Source organism: Mycobacterium zoologicum, assembly GCF_020181635.2.
GTDB classification, from domain to species: domain Bacteria; phylum Actinomycetota; class Actinomycetes; order Mycobacteriales; family Mycobacteriaceae; genus Mycobacterium; species Mycobacterium zoologicum.
The window spans coordinates 131,661-152,672 of record NZ_JAYJJS010000001.1 but is presented as its reverse complement, the minus strand read 5'-3'; the positions used below and the strand labels follow the sequence as shown (position 1 = coordinate 152,672).

Here is a 21,012-nt window from a genome sequence, read left to right as displayed (position 1 = left end):
GTCTCTCGGCCACGATATTCCCGGCCGCGAGCTTGCCGCGATCGAGGCAGCGCAGGCCACCGGTCACGTCGACGCGCATTGGAAGCCGCTGGACCTGTTGGTGATGCTGTTCGGTATCGGCACCGCCTGGGCGGACTGGCCCCATCAAGACGTCCTCGACGACGCCGATGTCGCCGCACATCGCGCCGCGGCCGTCGAAGCCGCCGCGCGGATCATCGCGCCGCGCCGGCACGAGTCGTGACGATCGCTTCCACGGCTACGCACTTGGAGCTACGGCGCGGACTGATCGTTCTGCTCAGTGCGGCGGCAGCGCCGGCAGGTCGGTGCTGCAGATCTGTTGGGCCTCAACGGATTCGATTCCCATCGCGCGCAGAATGAGTTCGGCCGCGGACGAGCCGGCCTCGCGCCAGGTCTGATGTCCTTCCAGCACCATCCACATCGCGCTGACAGTGGTGCCCACGATGAGGGAGGCGACGCTGTCGATGCTGGTGGCGCCGAGGTCGTATCGGCCGCCGGCGATTCCGGCGTCGATGTCATTCATGGCGGGCCCGGTCATCAGCGAGCGCAGCGTTTCCTGGTTGAGGCCGAATTTCACCGCGAAGCGGCCCATAGCGGGGTCGTCGTGGCTGTAGCGAATCCATAGTCGTACGCCGGTGGCCAAGCGGGCGGCTGGGTCATCGATGCCGGTGAAGGCGTGCGACACCCGTCGATGTAGATCGTCGGAGAGGTCGGCCACCACGCGGTGAAACAGGGTGTCGACCGAGCCGATATTGCGGTAAAGGGTGCCGCGGGCGACCTGCGCCTGCTGGGCCAGCTCGCTGATGGTGACCTGGGTGGTCCCTTTCTCCACGAAGAGGCGTACTGCGGCGGCGTTGATCCGCTGCTCGGTCGACGTCACGGTATTGATTAAACACTATTGATCTAAATTGAACAATAGTGTTCAATAGCTACCGTGACGACCGCCCACGGGGACCTGCACAGTGACCGGGGTGCCCGCAATGGCGAGCACTGCGGTCGCTCGCGCAATCCGGCCATCAAGGTCGCCGACCTGGCGTGGCTGGAATTCGCCAAGCCCGACCTGGCCCGGGCCGAATTGTTCGCGCACGCCTTCGGTTTCGCCACCGCGCTGCGCACCGACACCGAGTTGCAGCTGCGCGGCACCGATCCCGGCGCGCCGTGCGTGATCATCCGCCGCGGCGGCACCCGGTTCACCGGCATGGCCTTCACCGCGGCCGAGGACGCCGACCTGCTGCGGCTGGCCGACGCGGCCGGTTCGCGGGTACGCCCGCTCCCGGAGAGCATCGGCGGATCGGCAGTCGACCTCGTCGACCCCGGCGGCCTGCCGGTGCGCGTGGTGTCGGGCACCCATCCGCTGGCGCCGCTGCCCGCCCAGTCGCCACACGTCCTCAACGTCGGCCACGGCATCGACCGGGCCAACGCCACCCAACGCCCGCCGCGCGTGCCCGCCTCGGTGCAGCGGCTCGGTCATGTCGTTTTGCAGTCCGCCAAATACCGTGCCGCACTGGACTGGTACCTCGACACCCTGGGGATGATCGTCAGCGACTTCCAATACTTCGCCGGCCAACGCCAACGCGGGCCGACGATGAGCTTCATCCGCTGCGACCGCGGCGCCACCCCCAGCGATCACCACACCCTGGCGATGGCGCTCGGGCCCGTCAACCGCTACGTGCACTCGGCCTATCAAGTCTGCGACCTCGATGCGCTGGCCGCCGGCGGGGAGTACCTCAAAGACGTTGGCTATCAACGCTCCTGGGGGATCGGCCGCCACATCCAGGGCAGCCAGATCTTCGACTACTGGCGCGACCCCGACGGTTTCCTGGTCGAACACTTCACCGACGGCGACATGTTCGACAACACCGTCGCCCCCGGCTGGGCGCCGTTCACCGCCTCCGGCCTGGCGCAGTGGGGGCCGCCGGCCACCGCCGACTTCCTCGGCACCAGCCCACGGCAGCTGCGAACCGAAGCCATGGCGCTGGTGAACGGGCTTCGCGGCGACAACGACTTCGACCTCCATCGCCTTGTCGGCCTGCTGAAAGTAGCGAGATCATGACCACCGCAATCCTGCGCACCGCCGACGGATGGTGGGTGCGGACACCGACCGGCGCGGCCAAGATCGACACCAACGCCACCAGCACCGGAGAGCTGCTGGCGGATCGCGCCGCCATCGACGCCGCCGACGCGTCCGACCCGGTGCCGGTCGACACCCTGACATTGCTGTCCCCGGTGAGCAGACCGTGCCGGGTGATCGCCCAGATGACCAACTTCGCCTCGCACGTCAAGGATTCCGGCATGAACCCCGCCACCATCCCGTTGACGTTCTTCCGAAAGTCCTCGGCGTCGATCACCGGGCCGTTCGGCGACATCGTCAAACCCGGCCATGTCCGATTCCTGGACTACGAGGTCGAGATCGGTCTGGTTATCGGCCGCGACGTCCCGGTCGGCACCACGATCACCGAGGCGAACCTGTCGGAGGTCATCGCCGGTGTCGTGGTGACCAACGACGTGTCCGCCCGCGACGTCCAGTTACCGCAAACGCAGTTCTACGAAGCCAAGTCCTACCCGAGTTTCACCCCGGTCGGGCCGGCGCTGGTGCTGCTCGACGCCGACGAACTACGCAGGTTCGCCGAGCTGCGGCTGCGGTTGCGGGTGAACGGCGCTGTGCGCCAGGACATGCTGGTGGGCGGCGACATGATCTACCCGCCGCTGCAGGCCCTGCAGTCGTTGACCCGCTTCCAGGATCTGTCGGCCGGAGATCTGGTCATGACCGGCACCCCGGCCGGCACCGCACTGAGCGCGCCGCCCAAGCCGATCGAGATCATCGGCTCGTTGCTGCCGCCGGACCTGAAGTGGAAGGCGTTCTTCAAACGCCAAGCGGGCAACACCAAATACCTGCGCGACGGTGACGTGGTGGAGGCCGTGATCGCCACCGACGACGGGGCTATCGATCTCGGTACCCAACGCAACATCGTGCGCTACTCGCAACCGGGAGGAACCCCATGAGACTGTTACCGGCGGCCGCCGAGCCGTTCACGCCCTCGACCGAACGCGACATGCTCCCGTCCGAGCGCCGCGAATTCGTCCGAACCCACCGGACGTGCGTGTTCGGCTACCGTCGCCGCCATGACGGGCCCGCGATGTCGATCGTGTACTACGTTCCCACCGACGGCGACGAGCTCCTGGTGTCCACCATGGCAGGGCGCGCCAAGGCGAACGCCGTGGCACGGGACGGAAAAGTGAGCCTGTGCGTGCTCGACGAGCGCTGGCCCTTCGCGTTCCTGCAGGTCTACGCCGACGCGGTCATCGACCGCGACCCCGATCTCACCGTCGACGTGATGATGGCCGTCGGCTGGCGGATGTCCGGACAGCAGGCCCCCGAGGACGCCCGGCCCTTCGTCGCCGAGATGGCGGCACGCGAAGACCGGCTGGTCATCCGCTGCCGCCCCTACGCGACATTCGGTCAGCCGCCGCGTCACCTGTACGCCAATGAGCAGGCGGCCGAACTGACGCACTGGAAATCGGGATCGGTCGCCTGGGACGCGACGGATCCGGTAGCCCGATGAGTCATTCGGCCTGTTCGCGGAGCAAGCGCATCGCCGTGTCGTAGAGAACGCGGGCATGCAACTCGAACAGATCGATGAGATCCACGGCGTCACCGCCGATCTCCTTGGCGATGAACAGGCCGTCGGCCCCGGCCATGGCGTAGGTGACCAGCTGGTGGATCTGTGCCTCGGTGAGCCCGGCGGCGAGTTCGGCCAAGGTACTGATGAGCTCGGCGTACGTCTGCGCACGGACTTGGATGAACATCGCCCGGGCTCGCGCCTCGACCGGACGGCGTTCCAGCGCCAACATCAGCCCGAGGCGAATGAAGTCCGGCGAGTCCAGCAGGGCCTTGGCGATCTGCATCGCCAAACCCTGTAGGCGCTCCTGCGCGGCGCCGTCCTCGGGGAGCTGCCACGCGCGCCGCCAATCGGCGAAGCTGCGTTCGATCACCGCTGCGATCAGGTCGTCCTTGTTCTTGAAATGCCAATAGATCGAGCTGGCCGGCAACCCGCACTTGGCGCTGACCAGCGTGATGCTGGTGCCCTCGTAGCCGCGTTCGGCGGCGATCTCGGTGGCGGCGTCCAGGATTCTCGTCCGCGACACCTCGCCGTCGGCGCGCTTGCGCGGTCTCGGTCGGACCTCTTTCGCCATTCCGGCTCTCCTCGGGGTCTTGACTCTGTAGTGATCACTACATTACCGTAGCGATCACTACAGAACAAGCTCCCCGAGGATGCGAGTGCGATAGTGACTACACCTACCTACGACGTCGCGGTGATCGGCTACGGACCGACCGGTGCCACCGCCGCGAACCTGTTGGGTCAACTTGGCCTCAAAGTCCTTGTGGTGGAGCGTGATGCGGACGTCTACGGCCGAGCGCGGGCGATCTCCACCGATGAGGAGGTCATGCGGATCTGGCAGTCGGTTGGTCTGGCGGATCGGCTGCAGTGCGACATGCTGGCCGACCGGCCACTGAACTTCGTCGACGCCGGCGGGGTGCCGTTCATCGACCTGAAGATCACCTCCCGCGGGACCGGGCACCCACCGCAGCAGTTCCTGTATCAGCCCGCCGTGGATGACGTTCTGCGTGAAGGCGTACAGCGTTTCACCGGTGTCGACGTCCTGCTGGAGCATGAGTGCCTGCGGGTGTTGCCCGGCGACGACCAGGTCGAGCTGATGCTGGCCGACCTGCACTCCGACACGTTCACGAGAGTCCGCGCGTCCTATGTGATCGCTGCCGACGGCGGATCCTCACCGACTCGCGGCCAGTTGGGCATCGGCTACACCGGGCGCACCTACTCGCAGCGGTGGGTGGTCATCGACACCAAGGTGCTCAAGGAATGGGATGGCCACGACCGGTTGCGGTTTCACTGCAATCCCTCGCGTCCCACCGTCGACTGCCCGACGCCGCTGGGGCATCACCGCTGGGAATACCCGGCGCGTGCGGACGAGGACGAGCGCGAGTTGCTGCACGACGACGCGATCTGGAAGGTACTGGGGAATCAGGGCATCACCGGCGAACACGTCGAGATCCTGCGGGCGGTGATCTACAGCCACCACGTCCGGGTCGCCGACCGCTGGCGGGTGGGGCGGGTGTTTCTGGCCGGCGACGCCGCACACGCCATGCCGCCGTGGATCGGGCAGGGGATGTCTGCCGGCGTGCGTGATGTGGCCAACCTGTGCTGGAAACTGGCCGCGGTGATCAAGGGCCTCGCACCGGCCTCGCTGCTGGACTCCTATCAGGCCGAACGCAAACCGCACGTCATCGAAACCACTCGGCGGGCCTGCATGGTTGGGCGGATCATCACCGAACGCAACCGGATCATCGCCCGGCTGCGCAACCACGCCATGCGAGCGTTGGCCCGCGTACCCGGCGCGGAGGCCGCCGCGCAGAAGCGGATGTGGGTCCCAGATCCCCGCTACGCCGAGGGTTTCCTCGCCGGCCGCCACCATCGGGCCGTCGGCTGGCAGATCCCGCAACCGTGGGTGACGGACGGCGACGGAGCCAGGATTCGCCTCGACGACCTACTCGGGGGTCGCTGGTCGCTGCTGCACACCGGGGCGGCACCGGCCGGCGCGCAGGCCTGGACCGAGCTGGGCGTGCCCGCTGTCCGAGTCGACGAACCCTCCCTGCTGCGCTGGCTGCACCGCAAGAAGGCGTCCGCGGTGGTGCTGCGGCCGGACGGATTCATCTATGCCGCAGCCGCAACCGGTCAATCACTTCCGGCACCGCCCGCTGGATTCACGTGGAAGATTGGAGTCACCGCATGACCACGACGCTGACCGAGCAGACCGTCATCGTTGCCGGAAAACCGCTCTTCGTCGCCGAGGCCGGTGCCGGGCCCGCAGTGGTCATGCTGCACGGCGGGGGTCCCGGTGCTTCCGGAGTGTCCAACTACTCCCGCAACATCGACGCACTGGCGCAACACTTTCGGGTCATCGTGCCCGACATGCCGGGCTACGGTCGCTCGACCAAGTACGTCGACCAGGGCGATCCGTTCGGCTCTCTCGCCGACGCGATCCGTGGCCTGCTCGATGAACTCGGCATCGCCACCGCGCATCTGGTGGGCAACTCCTACGGCGGCGCGGCCGCGCTGCGACTGGCCCTGGACACTCCGGGCCGGGTCGGCAAACTGGTGCTGATGGGGCCCGGCGGGATCGGGACCACCCGCGGCCTGCCCACCGCCGGGCTCAATGCGTTGCTGGCCTACTACGGCGGCGACGGCCCCAGCCGCGACAAGCTGGAAGCCTTCATCCGTACCTACCTGGTCTACGACGGCGCTTCGGTTCCCGACGAACTGATCGACCTGCGATATTCGGCGTCGATCGCCCCGGAGGTGGTGGCCAATCCGCCGCTGCGCCGTCCGTCGGGCCCGATGGCGCTGCGCACGCTGTGGCGGATGGACCTCACCCGCGACAAGCGGCTCGCCACGCTCGACAACCCGACTCTGGTGTTGTGGGGCCGCGACGACAAGGTCAACAAGCCCGCCGGCGGCCCGCTGCTGCTCAACACCCTGCCCAACGCCGAGTTGGTGATGACCTCGCGCACCGGCCACTGGATGCAGTGGGAGCGCGCCGAGTTGTTCAACCGGCTCGTCACCGACTTTCTCGGCGCGTCCTCGGTTTTCGACCGATGAATGTGTTCGGCGCGGTGAGTCTCGGCTACATCGTCATACAGACCGACAAGTTCGCCGACTGGCGTCGCTTCGGGCGCGACGCCATCGGCATGCACGTCGACGACACCGAGTCGGGCGTGATGAGGTTTCGGCTCGATGAGCACCCGTGCCGTTTCCTGCTGCAGCGTGGTCCGGCCGAAGACGTCACCGCGCTGGGGTGGCAACTCGACGACCACGCGCTGTTCGACGAGGTCGTCTCCCGCGTCACCCGACACGGCGTACCCGTCGCCGAGGGCACCGGGGAGGAGGCGGCGCTGCGCGGTGTCGAACGACTGGCGCGGTTCTCCGGACCCAACGATCTGACCCAGGAGATCTTCACCCGCGCCGGCACCGGCGCCACGCCGCCCGACATGGCGGTGCGTGGCGGATTCGTCACCGGGGAGGACGGGATCGGGCACGTCGCTCTCACCACCACCAAGCCGCACCAGGTTCGCGGCTACTACAACGCCGTCTTCGACGCTCGACTGAGCGACTTCATCGACGAGACGATCAACGGTCTCAAACTCAAGATCCGGTTCCTGCGCGTGAACCGGCGCCATCACTCGGTGGCGATCGCCTCGGTGAACCGGTTGCCGATCAACCCGATCCGCACCCGCATCCAGCACCTCAACATCCAGGTCGCCGACCTCGACGACATGACCGCCTCCTACCAGCGGGTCACCGACCTCGGCTTCAGGATGGCGTTGGGGGTCGGCCAGCACACCAACGACCGGGAGCTGTCCTACTACGCGATGACGCCGTCGGGCTTCGAATGGGAAGTCGGCTGGAACCCGATTGTCGTCGACGAAAAGACCTGGGAGCCTGCGACCTATCAGGGCATCAGCACCTGGGGCCACACGCCGGCGGGGCAGACCATCATCGACAAGCTCACCCAGTTCAAGACCGCGGCCGCCTCGCTGCGGCACCGCGAAGACACCGTGCCCGCGCTGTCCGGCGCCGGCATCCCTGACTGAATCCAGGGGCAAACATGCAACGCATCGACACCCACCACCATCTGATCCCACCGGACTACCGAAAAGCCTTACAGCGAGACGGTATCGACGAAGCCGGCGGGCGGGCGCTGCCCGACTGGAGTCCGGAGGGATTGTTGCAGGCGATGGCCGACCTGGACGTCGGCACCGCGATCCTGTCGGTGTCGACGCCGGGCACCACCTTCCTGCCGGCCGCTGCCGACGCCGCGGCGCTGGCAGGCGATCTCAACGACTACACCGCACAACTGGTCGCGTCGCATCCCGACCGGTTCGGGTTCTTCGCCACCGTTCCTATGCCCCATGTCGATGCGGCCGTCGCAGAGTCGGTGCGCGCACTCGACGAACTGCACGCCGACGGCGTGGTGCTACTGGCCAACAGTGCCGGGGTGTACCTGGGCCAGGACGGGCAGGACGAACTGTTCGCTGCGCTGGACGCGCGCTCGGCGGTGGTGTTCATCCACCCCGCGGACCTACCCGGTCCCGTCGTTCCCGGCGTCGCGCCGTTCGCCGCGGACTTCCTGCTGGACACCACCCGAGCGGCCTATCTGTTGGTGCGCAACGGTATTCGGCGACGCTATCCGAACATTCGATTCCTGCTGAGTCACGCTGGGGGATTCGTGCCCTACGCCAGCCACCGGATGGCCGTCGCGATCATGGCCGACACCGGTGCGAGCCCGGCCGACTGCCTCGATGATTTCGCCGGCTTCTACTTCGACACCGCGCTGTCGTCCAGCGCCGCGGCCCTGCCCAGCCTGCTCGCGTTCGCGCGTCCCGGGCATGTCACGTTCGGATCGGATTGGCCGTTCGCGCCGCTTGCCGCCGGGAAACTGTTCGCCGCCGGGCTGGAGAACTACGCCGATGATTCCGTCCGGCAGGCGATCGAGCGGACCAATGCGCTCGCGCTCTTTCCGAGGTTGGGATCTGTGCAGCCGATGCGGCAGCCGGTGGTTCAGCGGATGCGGCACTCAGCCAGTCGTCGTGTGTTACGGGCGGTGTCGCGAATGATCAGCAGTAGCTGAGGACGCCCCTACTTAGGCGGCAGCCATCGCGCAACCAGCCGATATCGATGGACACCGCTGCTGCGGCGCCGCTCAATCAGCTGGCGATCGGGTGCCAGGAGTCGAGCTGCTCGGAGGTGTCGCCCTCGACCAGGACGTCGCCGTGGTACAGAGCCTCGAAGTCAACCTTGATCACGTCGGCACTTGAGTCGTCGATCCACATGACACTGAGAGTATTGGTCACCATTAAGGGATCTTTGAGTCACGATTCGGGAAATGATGGCAATTCTACTGACGGGTAGCCTTTGCCGGCCGCCCCAGTTGGGGCGCCGCCCCGGGCGCCCTTGCCCTACCCGATACGGTAGCGGTCATGGCCTCTCCGGTGACTCTCGACAACCCGCTGTTCGCCCGTATCTGGACCTTCATGTCCAGCCGCGAGACCGAGTGGCTGCGGGACCGCCGCCGGGAGAACCTGCAGGGTCTGTCCGGGCGGGTGCTGGAGGTCGGCGCCGGCACCGGGAGCAACTTCGCGTTCTACCCCGACACGGTCACCGAAGTGGTGGCCATCGAGCCCGAGTCGCAGTTGCGCCAGGTCGCCATCGAAGTCGCGGCCGGGGCGCCGGTTCCGGTCACCGTGTTGGCCAGCACGGTCGAGGCCCTCGATGCCGCGCAGCCGTTCGATGCGATTGTTTGCTCGCTGGTGCTGTGCTCGGTGAACGAACCAGAAGAGGTGCTGCGTGGTCTATTCGCGTTGCTTAAGCCCGGCGGGCAGCTGCGGTACTTCGAGCACGTCGCCAGCGCCGGGGCTCGAGGCGGGCTGCAGCGTCTGGCTGATGCCACCATCTGGCCGCGGCTGTTCGGCAACTGCCACACCCACCGCGACACCGAACGGATGATCACCGACGCCGGCTTCGTGGTGCAGGCATCCCGGCGCGGGCATCAGTTCCCGGCGTGGGCGCCGCTGCCGGTGTCGGAATTCGCCCTGGGCTCGGCCGCCCGCCCGGCCTGAGTCAGCTCAGTAGGAAGGGCAGCCGCTGCGCCATCCCGGGCAGCGCCGCCGACGCGGTGGTGCGCAGGAACAACGTTGCCCGCTCCGACAGCGGCGTCGGCTCGGGATTCACCTGGATGACGGCCTTGCCCAGCTCCAGCGCGCGCTCCGGCAGGCTGGCCGCCGGATAGACCAGCCCGGAGGTGCCCACCACCACCAGCACGTCGGCGTTCTCCACTGCTTCAACGGCTGCGTTCCAGGGCCCGGCGGGCAGGTCTTCGCCGAACCAGACGACGTCCGGGCGGACCAGGCCACCGCATTCGCAGACCGGCGGTGCCACCTCCAGGACGGGCTCGTCCAGCTCCGGCAGCTCGGGCTCATGCGGCTGCGCGCACGCCGCGCACCGGAAGGTGAACATGGTGCCGTGCAGATGATGGACCGTGGAACTGCCGCCGCGCTCATGCAGGTTGTCGACGTTCTGGGTGATCACCTGTACCTGCGCGTGCTGCTCCCAGTCCGCGATCGCACGGTGGCCGAGGTTCGGCTCGAAGCGGCGGGCCAGGTGATAGCGCCATACGTACCAGCCCCAGACCAACTCCGGGTGCCGGTTCCAGCCGTCGATGCTGGACACCTCGTAGGGGTCGTACTGCGCCCACAGGCCCTTCTCGTCGTCACGGAAGGTGGGTATCCCGCTCTCCGCGGAGATTCCCGCACCGCTGAACACCACCACCCGCACGTCTCCAACATAACGGGCGTGCTGAGCGGCGGGCGATACTGGGCGAATGGACTTCACCGAGTTGCTGAAGATCGACCCGAAGACCGACCTGGACCCGGACAAGCCGCTGTTCGCGCAGGTAAGGACCCGGATCATCGAAGCGGTGCGCGACGGGGCGCTGCCGGCAGGAACGCGGTTGCCGACGGTGCGCGAGCTGGCCGGCCAGCTGGGTCTGGCGGTCAACACCGTCGCTCGGGCCTACCGAGAGCTGGAGGCGGCCGGGATCGTCGACACCCGGGGCCGCTTCGGCAGTTTCGTGGCGAGCAGCGATCCGGTCGATGCGGCGATGTCGGCGGCCGCGGGTGCCTTCGTCGCGGCGGCCCGCAAGGTCGGTCTGGGCCGAGACGACGCGCTGCGCTACCTCGATGCGGCGTTCGGCGCGCCGTGACCGATCAGCCGAACTCCAGCAGCGTCAGCGACGGGCGCGCGTCGGCTAGGAACCGCATCCGGTAGGCGGCCGGCAGCACGGTGCCGAACAGCGGCCCGCGGCCGGCCGGCAGCGCCAGGTCGTGGACGGCCCGGACACCCGGCACGGTGTCCACCAGCTTGGCGGTGTCTGCGGCGGTCAGGGTGAACGGCATCGCGGGCGCCCGGTAGCGCAGCGAGGTCGGCACCCCGAGGCGCACCAGCCAGCCGATCACGGCCGGCGGCAGGTCGAAGATCATCCGGCCACCGGGGAACCGCCGGGCGCATTCGGCGATCAGACCCAGTGCCTGCTCGGGCTGCAGGTACATCAGCAGTCCCTCGGCACTGATGAACACCCCGTCGGTGGCGTCCACCTGATCCATCCAGCTGTAGTCCAGTGCCGACCCGGCGATGATCGACACTTGCGGGGCGGCCGGCAGCAGCCGCTCGCGGATCTCGATGATCGGCGGCAGATCGACGGTGAGCCAACGGAATTGCGGATCGGCAACGGCTTCGCTGAGCCGCCAGAAGCTGGTCTGCAGGCCCTCGGCCAAGGCCACCACGGTGCCCGTCGGGTGCTTGTCGAAGAAGCGCAGCGCCTCGGCGTCGATGCCCAGTGCTCGTACCGCGATGTCCTGGCGGGTCGAGCCGAACTTCGCGAAGTCGAAATCGATCGAGTCCGCCAGCCGGACTGCCATCGGATCGTCGATGATCCCATCGGGACGACGGGCTTCCCTGGCCCGCGCGTTCAGCGTCAGCAGGGCGGTCTCGGACACGCCGGTAAGGGCGACTTTTTCGGTCTGGCTCACTTGTCCGACCTTACCGGGGCGGCCTCAGCGCAGCACCTTGCTCAGAGTGCGCAGGTTGCGGGTGGTGGTGGACGGCGCATATCGCCTGTTGCCCATGGTTTTGCCGACGGTGCTGGTCAGGGTGTCGCCCTTGGGGATCTGCCAGTAGATCACCCCGTCGCCGAGTGTGATCTTCTCGTGGGTTTCTGCGGCCAGCGGCGCCAGCTCGGCCAGCACCGTCTCGTCGGCGACGAACGTGACGTAGGAATGCCACCCGTCGACCTCGGGCTCGAACGGGAAGCCCTCGACGATGCCGCGGACGGTGTCGATGTCGTAAACCAGCACCCACGCCTGGTAGCCGAAGCGTTCCCGCAACGCCGCCTCGGCCGTGGCGCGCACCGTCGCGGCGTCGTCGGGTGAATCCAGCAGTACGTTGCCGCTGGCGAGCAGGGTCCGTACGGCGGTGAACCCGGCACGGGTCAGCCCGTCGGCGACGTCGGCCATTTTGAGGTTGACTCCACCGACGTTGACTCCCCGCAGGAACGCCGCGAACCGGGTCATCTGCGCGATGGTAACCAGCGCGCACGCCCGCTTCAATCGGTACGCTTTCGGGCATGGGGCGCCAGGTGTTCGACGACAAGTTGCTGGCCTTGATCGGCGGGAACTCACTGGGTGTGCTGGCCACCGTCAAACGCGACGGGCGCCCCCAGCTGTCCAACGTGCGGTATTACTTCGACCCGCGCACCCTCGTCGTGCAGGTGTCGGTCACCGAGCCGCGGGCCAAGACCCGCAACCTGCGCCGTGACCCCCGCGCATCGCTGCTGGTCAGTTCCGATGACGGCTGGTCCTATGCCGTCGCCGAGGGTGAGGCCCAGCTGACCCCACCCGCCGCCGACCCTGCAGATGGCACCGTGGAGGCGCTGATCGCGTTGTACCGCAACCTCTCCGGGGAGCATCCGGATTGGGACGAGTATCGTGCGGCCATGGTCGCCGATCGCCGGGTGTTGCTGAGCCTGCCGATCACGCACCTGTACGGCATGCCGCCGGGCATGCGCTGAGCTAGGCTCCGGGCATGGCCGAATCAGATGCTGCCGCAGACGAGAACAAGCGCAAGTTCCGAGAGGCCCTGGACCGCAAGAACGCCAAGGCATCCGGTGGTTCCGACCACAAAGACGGCGGCGCCAAGCAGTCGCGGTCGCACGGATCGCTGGAGAACCGCCGGGAGTTCCGCCGCAAGAGCGGCTAGTTCCTACTGCACCGGGCACGCGTACTTGCGCGCCACTTCCATCAACCGCTGGTCCGCGCCCGGCCCGATGACGCCCTGGGCGGCGAGTTCCAACCCGATGTAGCCGGGCAGACCGCCCTCACACGCCTGGTGGGCCACCCGCCACGCGGTGTCCGGATTCAGGTTGAACCCGTTGCGCTCCAGGCCCTGCATGTAGGTGTCGAACTCCGGGGTGCCTTGATCCGGGATGGCGCCGGCCGCGGGGGCCAGGGCCAGGGTTGTGGCGCCGGCGGTCACCACCGCCGCGAAAAGAGCTTTCACTGCACGCCTCACGCCTGCCTCCTTGCCGGGTGTTGTGGATACACGGTTGCACACTCCACTGACATTCACACGCGGTCATAGACTGTGCGCCATGGCGAAGCTGCAGTTGGTGGGGGACCCGGCCGCTGATGCCCTGTTGGGCGCCGACCCGTTCGCGTTGCTGGTGGGGATGCTGCTCGATCAGCAGATTCCGATGGAGGTCGCCTTCGCCGGGCCGAAGAAGCTCGCCGACCGGATGGGCGGCCTGGACCCGCACGACATCGCCGGTCGCGACCTCGAAGAGTTCGCCGCCCTGTGCGCGGAAAAGCCTGCCATACACCGTTTTCCGGGCTCGATGGCCGGCCGCATCCAGGCTCTGGCGCGAGCGCTGGTCGATCAGTACGGCGGCGACGCGACGGCGCTGTGGACGGTCGGTGAACCCGATGGCGCCGAGGTGTTGAAGCGCCTCAAGGCGCTCCCCGGGTACGGCGAGCAGAAGGCGCGGATCTTTCTGGCGCTGCTCGGCAAGCAGTACGCCGTGACCCCGAACGGCTGGCGTGAGGCGGCCGGTGCCTACGGTGGCCCCGGCACCTACCTTTCTATTGCCGACGTCGTGGATGCCGCCTCGCTGCAACAGGTACGGTCCACCAAGAAGGCGAACAAACAGGCTGCGAAGCAGGCCCGTCAGGGCTGATCAGCGCGACAGAAAGGCGTCTGACATGAAGACCCACCTCAACTGCCCGTGCGGCGAGGCCATCGTCGGCAAGGACGAAGACGAATTGGTCGACCTGACCCAGAAGCATCTCGCGGATGCGCACCCCGGCATGAGCTACGGCCGGGACGAAATCCTGTTCATGGCCTACTGACGCTGTCCGTGCGGTCTCGGCGCCGGGGGTAAACCCCTTGGCTCAGGGCACCACCGTCGAACCGATGGTGGGCAGGAAGTTGCACTGGTGGTCCTTGGTGGTCACCTGACCGAAGATCGTCGACATGATGCTGCCCGAACCGGTGTCGACGATCGCGGTGAGCGTCGTGGGCCCCTCCGGGTTGATGTCGGTGCGCGGCTGCAGCGTGGCGCTGCCGGACTTGCCGGTGGTCAGGTTCACCCAGGTGACGTTCAACGGCAGCTTCTGCGTCTCGGCCGGCCCCGGGGTGCCCACCGCGGTGAACACGTAGGCGGTCTGGCCGGGCTTGGGTCCGGGCGTGGGAATGGGCGCCGGGCCGGCCACCGACAGCGCTGAGGCGATGACGTTGCCGCCGTCGGCCTGGCAGTTCGAGCCGATGGACGGGTACATGAAGTCCTGGGTGGGCGGCGCGTCCGGGCCGAACCCCGAGTTGGCGGCGGGTGCGGCAGCCGGGCCTGCGACGTCGGCGCCGGGGGCGGCCTCAGGTGCTGGGCCGGCGGCTTCCGAAGCGGGTGCCGGCGCGGCGACGACGGCCTCGGGCGCCGCGGGGACGGCCTCGGGCGCGTTCACCAGGGCCAGCGGGCCCACCGACTTGGCCGGGTCGATGCCGGTGGGCAGGTGCGCCTCCATGCCGGGGGCCGAGCCGGCCGTCGGCACGTGCTCAGCGGCCAACGCGGCCTCCGGGGGCGACTGCACGAACTGCGCCACCGAGTCGGCCACCTGGCGCGAACCGGCGGGCGCCGAGGAGTTGCCGGTGAACGCGGCGGCGGCGGCCATCAGCAGCGAGGTGGCTCCGGCCGGGTCGGCGGCCGCCTGCTGGATCACCGGGCTCAGCTGCTCCAGCGCCGGCAGGCCCGGGAAGCCCGCGACGGGCAGCGGCAGGGCCGGAATGGCCGGGTCGGCGGCGGCCACACCCAGGCCGCCGAGGACCAGGGTGGCCGACGATCCGACCGTGGCTGCAGTGGTGGCAATGCTGGTGAACAGTGTCCGGAGGCGCGTCATGAGATCCCCAATCTCTCGGCGGTGGCGTCTACAAAAACCGAAGCTAGCGTGTTACTGGTGAGGCTCAAGTGACACATGTGTGATTTATGGAACCGTTACGGACCCGAACCTCGACGGTGATCAGCCCGCCGTTCGCTACAGTCATGCCGGTAGACACCACCCTGCACACCCCGGCCGCGCGCTCGTGGACCAACCGACTGATCGCCTGGGCCCCGCTGCTGCTGGCGATCAGCATCGCCGCGCGACTCGCCTGGACCTATCTGACCCCGCGCGGCGCCAACTTCGTCGACCTGCACGTCTACATCTCCGGCGGCGCCGCACTGGCCGGGCCCGGCGCGCTGTATGACTACGTCTACGCCGAGCAGACCCCGGACTTCCCGCTGCCGTTCACCTACCCGCCGTTCGCCGCGGTGGTTTTCTACCCGCTGCACTTCCTGCCGTTCGGGCTGGTCGCGCTCTGCTGGCAGATCGGCACGATGGCCGCGCTCTACGGCGTGATCAGGCTCAGCCAGCGCCTGCTGGGGGCCTCACAAGGCCCGGCCACCCGCCGGTCAGCGATGCTGTGGACGGCCGCCGGTATCTGGACCGAACCGCTGCGCAGCACCTTCGACTACGGCCAGATCAACGTGATCCTGGCACTGGCGGTGCTCTACGCCGTCTACAGCAGCCGGTGGTGGGTGTCGGGCCTGCTGGTGGGACTGGCCGCCGGGGTGAAGCTCACCCCGGCCATCGCCGGGGTCTACCTGGCCGGGGCGCGGCGCTGGGCGGCCGCGGCGTTCTCGGCCGTCGTCTTCGCCGGCACCATCGCGGTGTCGGTATGGGCCGCCGGAGACCAGGTCCGCCGCTACTTCACCGAGCTGCTCGGCGACGCGCACCGGGTGGGGCCGATCGCCACGTCGTTCAACCAGTCCTGGCGCGGCGGCATCGCCCGCATCCTCGGGCACGACGCCGGGTACAGCGCGCCGGTGCTGGTCGCGGTCGCCGTCACCGCCGTGCTGGCCGTGCTGGCCTGGCGTGCGCTGAGCGCCAGACCCGACCCGCTGGGGCTGCTGCTGGTGGTCGAGCTGTTCGGGCTGCTGGCCTCGCCGATCTCCTGGACCCATCACTGGGTGTGGCTGGTGCCGCTGATGATCTGGCTGCTGGCGGGTCCCTACGCCGATCGCCGCGGAGCCCGCGTATTGGGCTGGGTCTGGCTGGCACTGACCGTCGTCGGCGTGCCGTGGCTGCTGAGCTTCTTCCAGCCGACCATCTGGGAGATCGGCCGGCCCTGGTACCTGGCGTGGGCCGGACTGGTCTACATCGTCGGCGCGCTGGCCACGCTGGCCTGGATGGCGACCGTGCGCGTCAGCTCGCCAGCAGCCGATTGATCTCGATCGCCAGCCCGACGTCCTTCTCGGTTATCCCGCCGGCAGAGTGTGTCACCAGTGTGAACAGCACAGTGCGCCAACGGATATCGATGTCGGGATGATGATCGACGGCCTCGGCGTGCTCGGCCACCCGACGCACCGCGTCGATGCCGGCCAGAAACGCCGGAAACGTCACCGAACGGCGCAGCGTGCCGTCGACCCGCTCCCAGCCGTCCAGGCCCGACAATGCCGCGTCCACCTGATCATCCGTCAACAAAGCCATACCCGACGGTAGGCCGGTATAGCCTCACACGCCATGTCCACCCAGATCGTCGTCGCCGGAGCCGTGATCACCGACACCGAGGCCGGGCCGGCACTGCTGATCGCCCAGCGCCGCCGGCCACCGGAGCTGGCCGGCCTGTGGGAACTGCCCGGCGGCAAGGTGCAGCCCGGTGAGAGCGAACCCGCGGCCCTGGCACGTGAGCTCGCCGAGGAGCTGGGCCTGGACGCCGACGCGATCAGGGTAGGGCGGCGTATCGGTGCCGATGTCGAGCTCCCGGGCCTGATCCTGCGCGCCTATCGCGTTGACCTGGCCCGCGGCGAGCCGCGCGCCGACGACCACCTCGCCCTGCGCTGGGTGACCACTGTGGAGTTGCCTAACATCGCCTGGGTACCTGCCGACAGAGCTTGGCTCGCCGACCTGGCTCGGGCACTGTAGGTGAAACAAGCCTGTTAAATCTGCGCACGGCATCAGTCGTAGGGCGATATAGAGCGTCACCGCTCGCTACCCTCTAAGTCAGATCCCCAGATGGCGTGCTGCGGCGCCGGACGGCAGCAAGCCCCGCCGGAGTGCGGCTACCCCTTATAAGGAGATCCGCATGACCAAAGCTGTGCCCCGCATCGGCGGCCCCCTCGAAGAGCTGCTGGAACGCGGCGGCCGATTCTTCACCACCGGCCAGTTCTCCGATGATCTGCGCACCGTCACCCACCGCGGCGGGCGCCAGGCCGACGTGTTCTACCGTGACCGCTGGAGCCACGACAAGGTGGTGCGCTCGACCCACGGAGTGAACTGCACCGGTTCATGCTCCTGGAAGATCTTCGTCAAGGACGGGATCATCACCTGGGAGAACCAGGCCACCGACTACCCGTCGGTGGGCCCGGACCGTCCCGAGTACGAGCCGCGCGGCTGCCCGCGTGGGGCGTCGTTCTCCTGGTACTCCTACTCGCCGACCCGGGTGCGCTACCCGTACGCCCGGGCCGTGCTGGTCGAGTTGTACCGGGAGGCCAAGGCGCGGCTCGGCGACCCGGTTGACGCCTGGGCGGACATCCAGGCCGACCCCGAGCGGCGGCGGCGCTACCAACAGGCCCGCGGCAAAGGTGGATTGGTCCGGGTGAGCTGGGCCGAGGCCACCGAGATGATCGCCGCCGCGCACGTGCACACCATCAAGACCTACGGCCCGGACCGGGTCGCCGGGTTCTCGCCTATTCCGGCGATGTCGATGGTGTCGTTCGCCGCCGGATCCCGGTTCGTTCAGCTGCTCGGCGGCGTGATGACGTCGTTCTACGACTGGTACGCCGACCTGCCGGTGGCCTCGCCCCAGGTGTTCGGCGACCAGACCGACGTCCCCGAATCCGGCGACTGGTGGGATGCCGCGTATCTGATGATGTGGGGCTCCAACGTCCCCATCACCCGCACCCCCGACGCGCACTGGATGGCCGAGGTCCGCTACCGCGGCACCAAGGTCGTCAGCGTCAGCCCCGACTACGCCGACAACACCAAGTTCGCCGACGAGTGGATGCCGTGCGCGGCCGGCACCGACGGCGCCCTGGCGATGGCGATGGGCCACGTCATCCTCACCGAGTGCTACGTCAAAAAGCAGGTGCCGTTCTTCACCGACTACGTGCGCCAGTACACCGACCTGCCGTTTCTGATCAAGCTCGAGGAGCGCGACGGGCAGCTGGTGCCGGGCAAGAACCTGACCGCGGCCGACCTTGGCCAGGATGTAGAGAACGCCGCGTTCAAGCCGGCCGTGCTCGACGAGGTCACCGACTCCGTGGTGGTACCGCACGGCTCGCTGGGATTCCGTTGGGGCGATGAGGGTTTGGGCAAGTGGAACCTCGACCTCGGTGAGGTGCGCCCGGCGTTGAGCGTGGCCGGCGCAGCCGGGGTGAACGGCGGGGGGCGGCTGGTGTCGCTACCCGGCTTCGACGCGGTCAGCGGCGCCGGCACCGTGGTGCAGCGCGGCGTTCCGATCCGCCAGGTCGGAGAACACCTGGTGTGCACCGTCTTCGACCTGATGCTGGCCAACTATTCAGTGGGCCGGGCCGGGCTGCCGGGTGATTGGCCGACCGGTTACGACGACGGTACGGCGGTCAACACCCCGGCATGGCAGGAGCCGATCACCGGGGTCTCGGCCACTCAGGCCATCCGGATTGCGCGCGAGTTCGCCGGCAACGCAGAGGAATCCGGCGGCCGGTCGATGATCATCATGGGCAGCGGGATCTGTCAATGGTTCCACGGTGACGCCACCTACCGGGCGGTGCTGGCGTTGCTGATGCTGACCGGCTCGATGGGACGCAACGGCGGCGGCTGGGCGCACTATGTCGGGCAGGAGAAGGTGCGCCCGCTGACCGGCTGGCAGACGATGGCCGCGGGCAACGACTGGTCGCGGCCGCCGCGGCAGGTGCCGGGCACCTCCTACTGGTACGCCCACACCGACCAGTGGCGCTACGACGCCTACGGCGCGGACAAGCTGACCACGCCGCTGGGCCGCGGCCGGTTCGACGGCAAGCACACGATGGATATCCTGGCGTCGGCCACCGCGATGGGCTGGAGCCCGTTCTATCCGCAGTTCGACAAGTCCAGCCTGGACGTGGCCGACGCGGCCGACTCCGCCGGCCGCGATGCGGGGGAGTACGTCGCCGAGCAACTCGCCGCCGGTGAGTTGAAGCTGTCGGTGACCGACCCGGACAACCCGGTGAACTGGCCTCGGGTGCTGACGGTGTGGCGGGCCAACCTGATCGGAGCCTCGGGCAAGGGCGGCGAATACTTCCTCAAACACCTGCTGGGTACCGATGCCAGCGTGCTGGGCGAACCGCCCGCCGGCGGAGTCAAACCGCAGGATGTGAACTGGGCAGGCGAGATTCCCGAAGGCAAGCTCGACCTGCTGATGTCGATCGACTTCCGGATGACCTCGACCACGCTGATGTCCGACGTGGTGCTGCCCGCAGCGACCTGGTACGAGAAGGCCGACCTGTCATCCACCGACATGCACCCGTACGTGCACTCGTTCGCGGCGGCCATCGACCCGCCGTGGGAGACCCGCAGCGACTACGACGCATTCGGTGCGATAGCCCGCGTATTCAGTGCGCTGGCGCGCAAGCACCTCGGGGTCCGCAACGATGTGGTGCTCACCGCGATGCAGCACGACACCGCCGATGCAATGGCCTATCCCGATGGCACCGAACGAGATTGGCTGCGAGGCGGTGAGACCCCGGTGCCGGGCAAGACCATGCCGAAGGTGACCGTGGTGGAGCGCGACTACACCGCAATCCACGACAAGTGGCGGTCGTTGGGACCGCTGGTGGACTCACTTGGCATGACCACCAAGGGCTACACGGTGTTTCCGCACGAAGAGGTCGAGGAGCTGTCCGCCAAATTCGGGGTGCTGGACTCCGGTGTCGCCGAAGGTCGCCCGGCGCTGACCACCGCACTGCGGATGGCCGACACCGTGCTGGCGTTGTCGGGCACCACCAACGGGCGGCTTGCGGTCGAGGGTTTCCGGGAACTGGAGAAGCGCACCGGCCGGCAGCTGGCGCACCTGGCCGAGGGCAGCGAGGAGAAGCGCATCACCTACGCCGACACCCAGGCCCGGCCGGTTCCGGTGATCACCAGCCCGGAGTGGTCCGGCAGCGAGACCGGAGGACGGCGCTACGCACCGTTCACGGTGAACATCGAGTGTCTCAAGCCATTTCATACCCTGACCGGCCGGATGCACTTCTACACCGCGCACGACTGGATCGAAGAACTCGGCGAGCACATGCCGGTGTACCGGCCGCCGCTGGACATGGTGCGGCTCTTCGATGCCCCCGAGCTCGGCGAGACCGGCGACGGGATCGGGATCACGGTGCGGTATCTGACCCCGCACTCGAAGTGGTCGTTCCACTCGACGTATCAGGACAACCTGTACATGCTGTCGCTGTCACGCGGTGGCCCGACGATGTGGATGAGTCCGGGTGACGCGGCGAAAATCGGTGTCAAAGACAACGATTGGATCGAGGCGGTCAATGTCAACGGTGTGTTCGTGGGCCGGGCGATCGTGAGTCAGCGGATGCCCGACGGTGTGGTGTTCGTCTACCACGTCCAGGAGCGCACCGTCGACACACCCCGCAGCGAGACCACCGGCCAACGCGGCGGCACGCACAACTCACTGACCCGAATCCGGGTCAAGCCAAGCCATCTCGCCGGCGGCTACGGTCAGCACGCGTTCGCGTTCAACTACCTGGGGCCGACCGGTAACCAGCGTGACGAGGTGACGGTGGTGCGCCGTCGCAGCCAGGACGTGAGGTACTGAA

General features: G+C 68.0%; 26 protein-coding genes. 17 read left to right on the top strand and 9 right to left on the bottom strand.

All coding sequences use genetic code 11. From position 1 onward, the window contains the following. Window positions 1-16: 16 nt before the first annotated feature. Complete coding sequence (locus tag K6T84_RS00740) at window positions 17-241, top strand: hypothetical protein (protein ID WP_225401982.1); 225 nt, start codon at window positions 17-19, stop codon at window positions 239-241. A 54-nt stretch (window positions 242-295) separates the two neighbouring features. Here K6T84_RS00740 and K6T84_RS00735 read toward each other — a convergent pair whose 3' ends face one another. After that, window positions 296-898 (bottom strand): TetR/AcrR family transcriptional regulator, encoded by a 603-nt coding sequence (locus K6T84_RS00735; protein ID WP_224864892.1) that lies wholly within the window; start codon window positions 896-898, stop codon window positions 296-298. 45 nt (window positions 899-943) lie between these two features. On the opposite strand from K6T84_RS00735, the gene K6T84_RS00730 reads away from it, so the two are divergent. Genes K6T84_RS00730 through K6T84_RS00720 form a run of 3 tightly spaced genes read left to right on the top strand, consistent with a single transcriptional unit; the run spans window position 944 to window position 3,581 of the window. Next, window positions 944-2,071: a VOC family protein gene (locus K6T84_RS00730; protein ID WP_225401983.1), complete on the top strand. Its 1,128-nt coding sequence runs from the start codon at window positions 944-946 to the stop codon at window positions 2,069-2,071. Further along, entirely contained in the window at window positions 2,068-3,021 is a 954-nt protein-coding gene (locus tag K6T84_RS00725; protein WP_225401642.1) for a fumarylacetoacetate hydrolase family protein, read from the top strand. The genes K6T84_RS00730 and K6T84_RS00725 overlap by 4 nt, the downstream gene beginning before the upstream one ends. Continuing rightward, window positions 3,018-3,581 carry a pyridoxamine 5'-phosphate oxidase family protein gene (locus K6T84_RS00720; protein ID WP_224864894.1) on the top strand — a complete coding sequence of 188 codons (564 nt, stop codon included), beginning with the start codon at window positions 3,018-3,020 and terminating at the stop codon, window positions 3,579-3,581. Before K6T84_RS00725 ends, K6T84_RS00720 begins: the two co-directional genes overlap by 4 nt. Window position 3,582: 1 nt before the next feature. Here the strand turns inward: K6T84_RS00720 and K6T84_RS00715 are convergent, their stop codons facing one another. Further along, window positions 3,583-4,212, bottom strand: coding sequence for a TetR/AcrR family transcriptional regulator (locus K6T84_RS00715; protein WP_225401643.1), 630 nt, complete (start codon window positions 4,210-4,212; stop codon window positions 3,583-3,585). A gap of 93 nt (window positions 4,213-4,305) precedes the next feature. Here K6T84_RS00715 and K6T84_RS00710 point away from each other — a divergent pair, with 93 nt between their 5' ends. From K6T84_RS00710 to K6T84_RS00695, 4 genes are read left to right on the top strand one after another with little or no spacing between them, the layout of a single operon-like run. Continuing rightward, a complete protein-coding gene (locus tag K6T84_RS00710; protein WP_225401644.1) occupies window positions 4,306-5,829 on the top strand; it encodes a bifunctional 3-(3-hydroxy-phenyl)propionate/3-hydroxycinnamic acid hydroxylase in 1,524 nt (507 codons plus the stop codon). After that, window positions 5,826-6,695 carry an alpha/beta fold hydrolase gene (locus tag K6T84_RS00705; RefSeq protein ID WP_224864897.1) on the top strand — a complete coding sequence of 290 codons (870 nt, stop codon included), beginning with the start codon at window positions 5,826-5,828 and terminating at the stop codon, window positions 6,693-6,695. Before K6T84_RS00710 ends, K6T84_RS00705 begins: the two co-directional genes overlap by 4 nt. After that, on the top strand, window positions 6,692-7,687 hold the full coding sequence (locus K6T84_RS00700; protein WP_224864898.1) for a VOC family protein: 996 nt from the start codon (window positions 6,692-6,694) through the stop codon (window positions 7,685-7,687). Before K6T84_RS00705 ends, K6T84_RS00700 begins: the two co-directional genes overlap by 4 nt. 14 nt (window positions 7,688-7,701) lie before the next feature. After that, window positions 7,702-8,724: an amidohydrolase family protein gene (locus K6T84_RS00695; protein ID WP_225401645.1), complete on the top strand. Its 1,023-nt coding sequence runs from the start codon at window positions 7,702-7,704 to the stop codon at window positions 8,722-8,724. Window positions 8,725-8,800: 76 nt separating this feature from the next. Here the strand turns inward: K6T84_RS00695 and K6T84_RS00690 are convergent, their stop codons facing one another. Then, the gene (locus K6T84_RS00690; RefSeq protein WP_255612438.1) at window positions 8,801-8,926 is read right to left on the bottom strand and encodes a hypothetical protein; all 126 of its coding nucleotides are present in this window, start codon (window positions 8,924-8,926) and stop codon (window positions 8,801-8,803) included. Between the two features lie 147 nt (window positions 8,927-9,073). On the opposite strand from K6T84_RS00690, the gene K6T84_RS00685 reads away from it, so the two are divergent. Continuing rightward, the gene (locus K6T84_RS00685; RefSeq protein WP_224864900.1) at window positions 9,074-9,712 is read left to right on the top strand and encodes a class I SAM-dependent methyltransferase; all 639 of its coding nucleotides are present in this window, start codon (window positions 9,074-9,076) and stop codon (window positions 9,710-9,712) included. Between the two features lies 1 nt (window position 9,713). On the opposite strand, the gene K6T84_RS00680 is transcribed toward K6T84_RS00685, so the two are convergent. Continuing rightward, complete coding sequence (locus tag K6T84_RS00680) at window positions 9,714-10,427, bottom strand: SIR2 family NAD-dependent protein deacylase (protein WP_225401646.1); 714 nt, start codon at window positions 10,425-10,427, stop codon at window positions 9,714-9,716. A 46-nt stretch (window positions 10,428-10,473) separates the two neighbouring features. Between K6T84_RS00680 and K6T84_RS00675 the strand changes: the two genes are divergently transcribed. After that, window positions 10,474-10,854 carry an Rv1152 family transcriptional regulator gene (locus tag K6T84_RS00675; RefSeq protein WP_224864902.1) on the top strand — a complete coding sequence of 127 codons (381 nt, stop codon included), beginning with the start codon at window positions 10,474-10,476 and terminating at the stop codon, window positions 10,852-10,854. Between the two features lie 4 nt (window positions 10,855-10,858). Here K6T84_RS00675 and K6T84_RS00670 read toward each other — a convergent pair whose 3' ends face one another. Both K6T84_RS00670 and K6T84_RS00665 read right to left on the bottom strand, forming a co-directional pair. Next, complete coding sequence (locus K6T84_RS00670) at window positions 10,859-11,680, bottom strand: class I SAM-dependent methyltransferase (protein WP_225401647.1); 822 nt, start codon at window positions 11,678-11,680, stop codon at window positions 10,859-10,861. Between the two features lie 24 nt (window positions 11,681-11,704). Then, window positions 11,705-12,220, bottom strand: a complete 516-nt coding sequence (locus K6T84_RS00665; protein WP_224864904.1) for a DUF1697 domain-containing protein — start codon at window positions 12,218-12,220, stop codon at window positions 11,705-11,707. A 53-nt stretch (window positions 12,221-12,273) separates the two neighbouring features. On the opposite strand from K6T84_RS00665, the gene K6T84_RS00660 reads away from it, so the two are divergent. Together K6T84_RS00660 and K6T84_RS00655 are read left to right on the top strand one after the other, a co-directional pair. After that, entirely contained in the window at window positions 12,274-12,717 is a 444-nt protein-coding gene (locus K6T84_RS00660) for a PPOX class F420-dependent oxidoreductase (protein WP_224864905.1), read from the top strand. 14 nt (window positions 12,718-12,731) lie between these two features. Continuing rightward, window positions 12,732-12,905 carry a DUF5302 domain-containing protein gene (locus tag K6T84_RS00655; protein ID WP_224864906.1) on the top strand — a complete coding sequence of 58 codons (174 nt, stop codon included), beginning with the start codon at window positions 12,732-12,734 and terminating at the stop codon, window positions 12,903-12,905. A gap of 3 nt (window positions 12,906-12,908) precedes the next feature. Here K6T84_RS00655 and K6T84_RS00650 read toward each other — a convergent pair whose 3' ends face one another. After that, complete coding sequence (locus K6T84_RS00650) at window positions 12,909-13,217, bottom strand: DUF732 domain-containing protein (RefSeq protein ID WP_224864907.1); 309 nt, start codon at window positions 13,215-13,217, stop codon at window positions 12,909-12,911. Between the two features lie 79 nt (window positions 13,218-13,296). Here K6T84_RS00650 and K6T84_RS00645 point away from each other — a divergent pair, with 79 nt between their 5' ends. Continuing rightward, on the top strand, window positions 13,297-13,878 hold the full coding sequence (locus tag K6T84_RS00645; protein ID WP_224864908.1) for an HhH-GPD-type base excision DNA repair protein: 582 nt from the start codon (window positions 13,297-13,299) through the stop codon (window positions 13,876-13,878). Between the two features lie 25 nt (window positions 13,879-13,903). After that, entirely contained in the window at window positions 13,904-14,050 is a 147-nt protein-coding gene (locus K6T84_RS00640; protein ID WP_224864909.1) for a DUF1059 domain-containing protein, read from the top strand. A gap of 42 nt (window positions 14,051-14,092) precedes the next feature. Here K6T84_RS00640 and K6T84_RS00635 read toward each other — a convergent pair whose 3' ends face one another. Then, complete coding sequence (locus K6T84_RS00635; protein ID WP_224864910.1) at window positions 14,093-15,091, bottom strand: Rv1157c family protein; 999 nt, start codon at window positions 15,089-15,091, stop codon at window positions 14,093-14,095. 143 nt (window positions 15,092-15,234) lie between these two features. On the opposite strand from K6T84_RS00635, the gene K6T84_RS00630 reads away from it, so the two are divergent. Beyond that, the gene (locus K6T84_RS00630; protein ID WP_224864911.1) at window positions 15,235-16,458 is read left to right on the top strand and encodes a mannosyltransferase; all 1,224 of its coding nucleotides are present in this window, start codon (window positions 15,235-15,237) and stop codon (window positions 16,456-16,458) included. Here K6T84_RS00630 and K6T84_RS00625 read toward each other — a convergent pair. Continuing rightward, window positions 16,436-16,720, bottom strand: coding sequence for a 4a-hydroxytetrahydrobiopterin dehydratase (locus K6T84_RS00625; protein WP_224864912.1), 285 nt, complete (start codon window positions 16,718-16,720; stop codon window positions 16,436-16,438). The two genes, K6T84_RS00630 and K6T84_RS00625, sit on opposite strands and share 23 nt — an antisense overlap. Before the next feature lie 33 nt (window positions 16,721-16,753). Between K6T84_RS00625 and K6T84_RS00620 the strand changes: the two genes are divergently transcribed. Together K6T84_RS00620 and K6T84_RS00615 are read left to right on the top strand one after the other, a co-directional pair. Further along, on the top strand, window positions 16,754-17,155 hold the full coding sequence (locus K6T84_RS00620; protein ID WP_224864913.1) for a (deoxy)nucleoside triphosphate pyrophosphohydrolase: 402 nt from the start codon (window positions 16,754-16,756) through the stop codon (window positions 17,153-17,155). A 160-nt stretch (window positions 17,156-17,315) separates the two neighbouring features. Beyond that, complete coding sequence (locus K6T84_RS00615; RefSeq protein WP_224864914.1) at window positions 17,316-21,011, top strand: nitrate reductase subunit alpha; 3,696 nt, start codon at window positions 17,316-17,318, stop codon at window positions 21,009-21,011. Window position 21,012 lies beyond the last annotated feature (1 nt).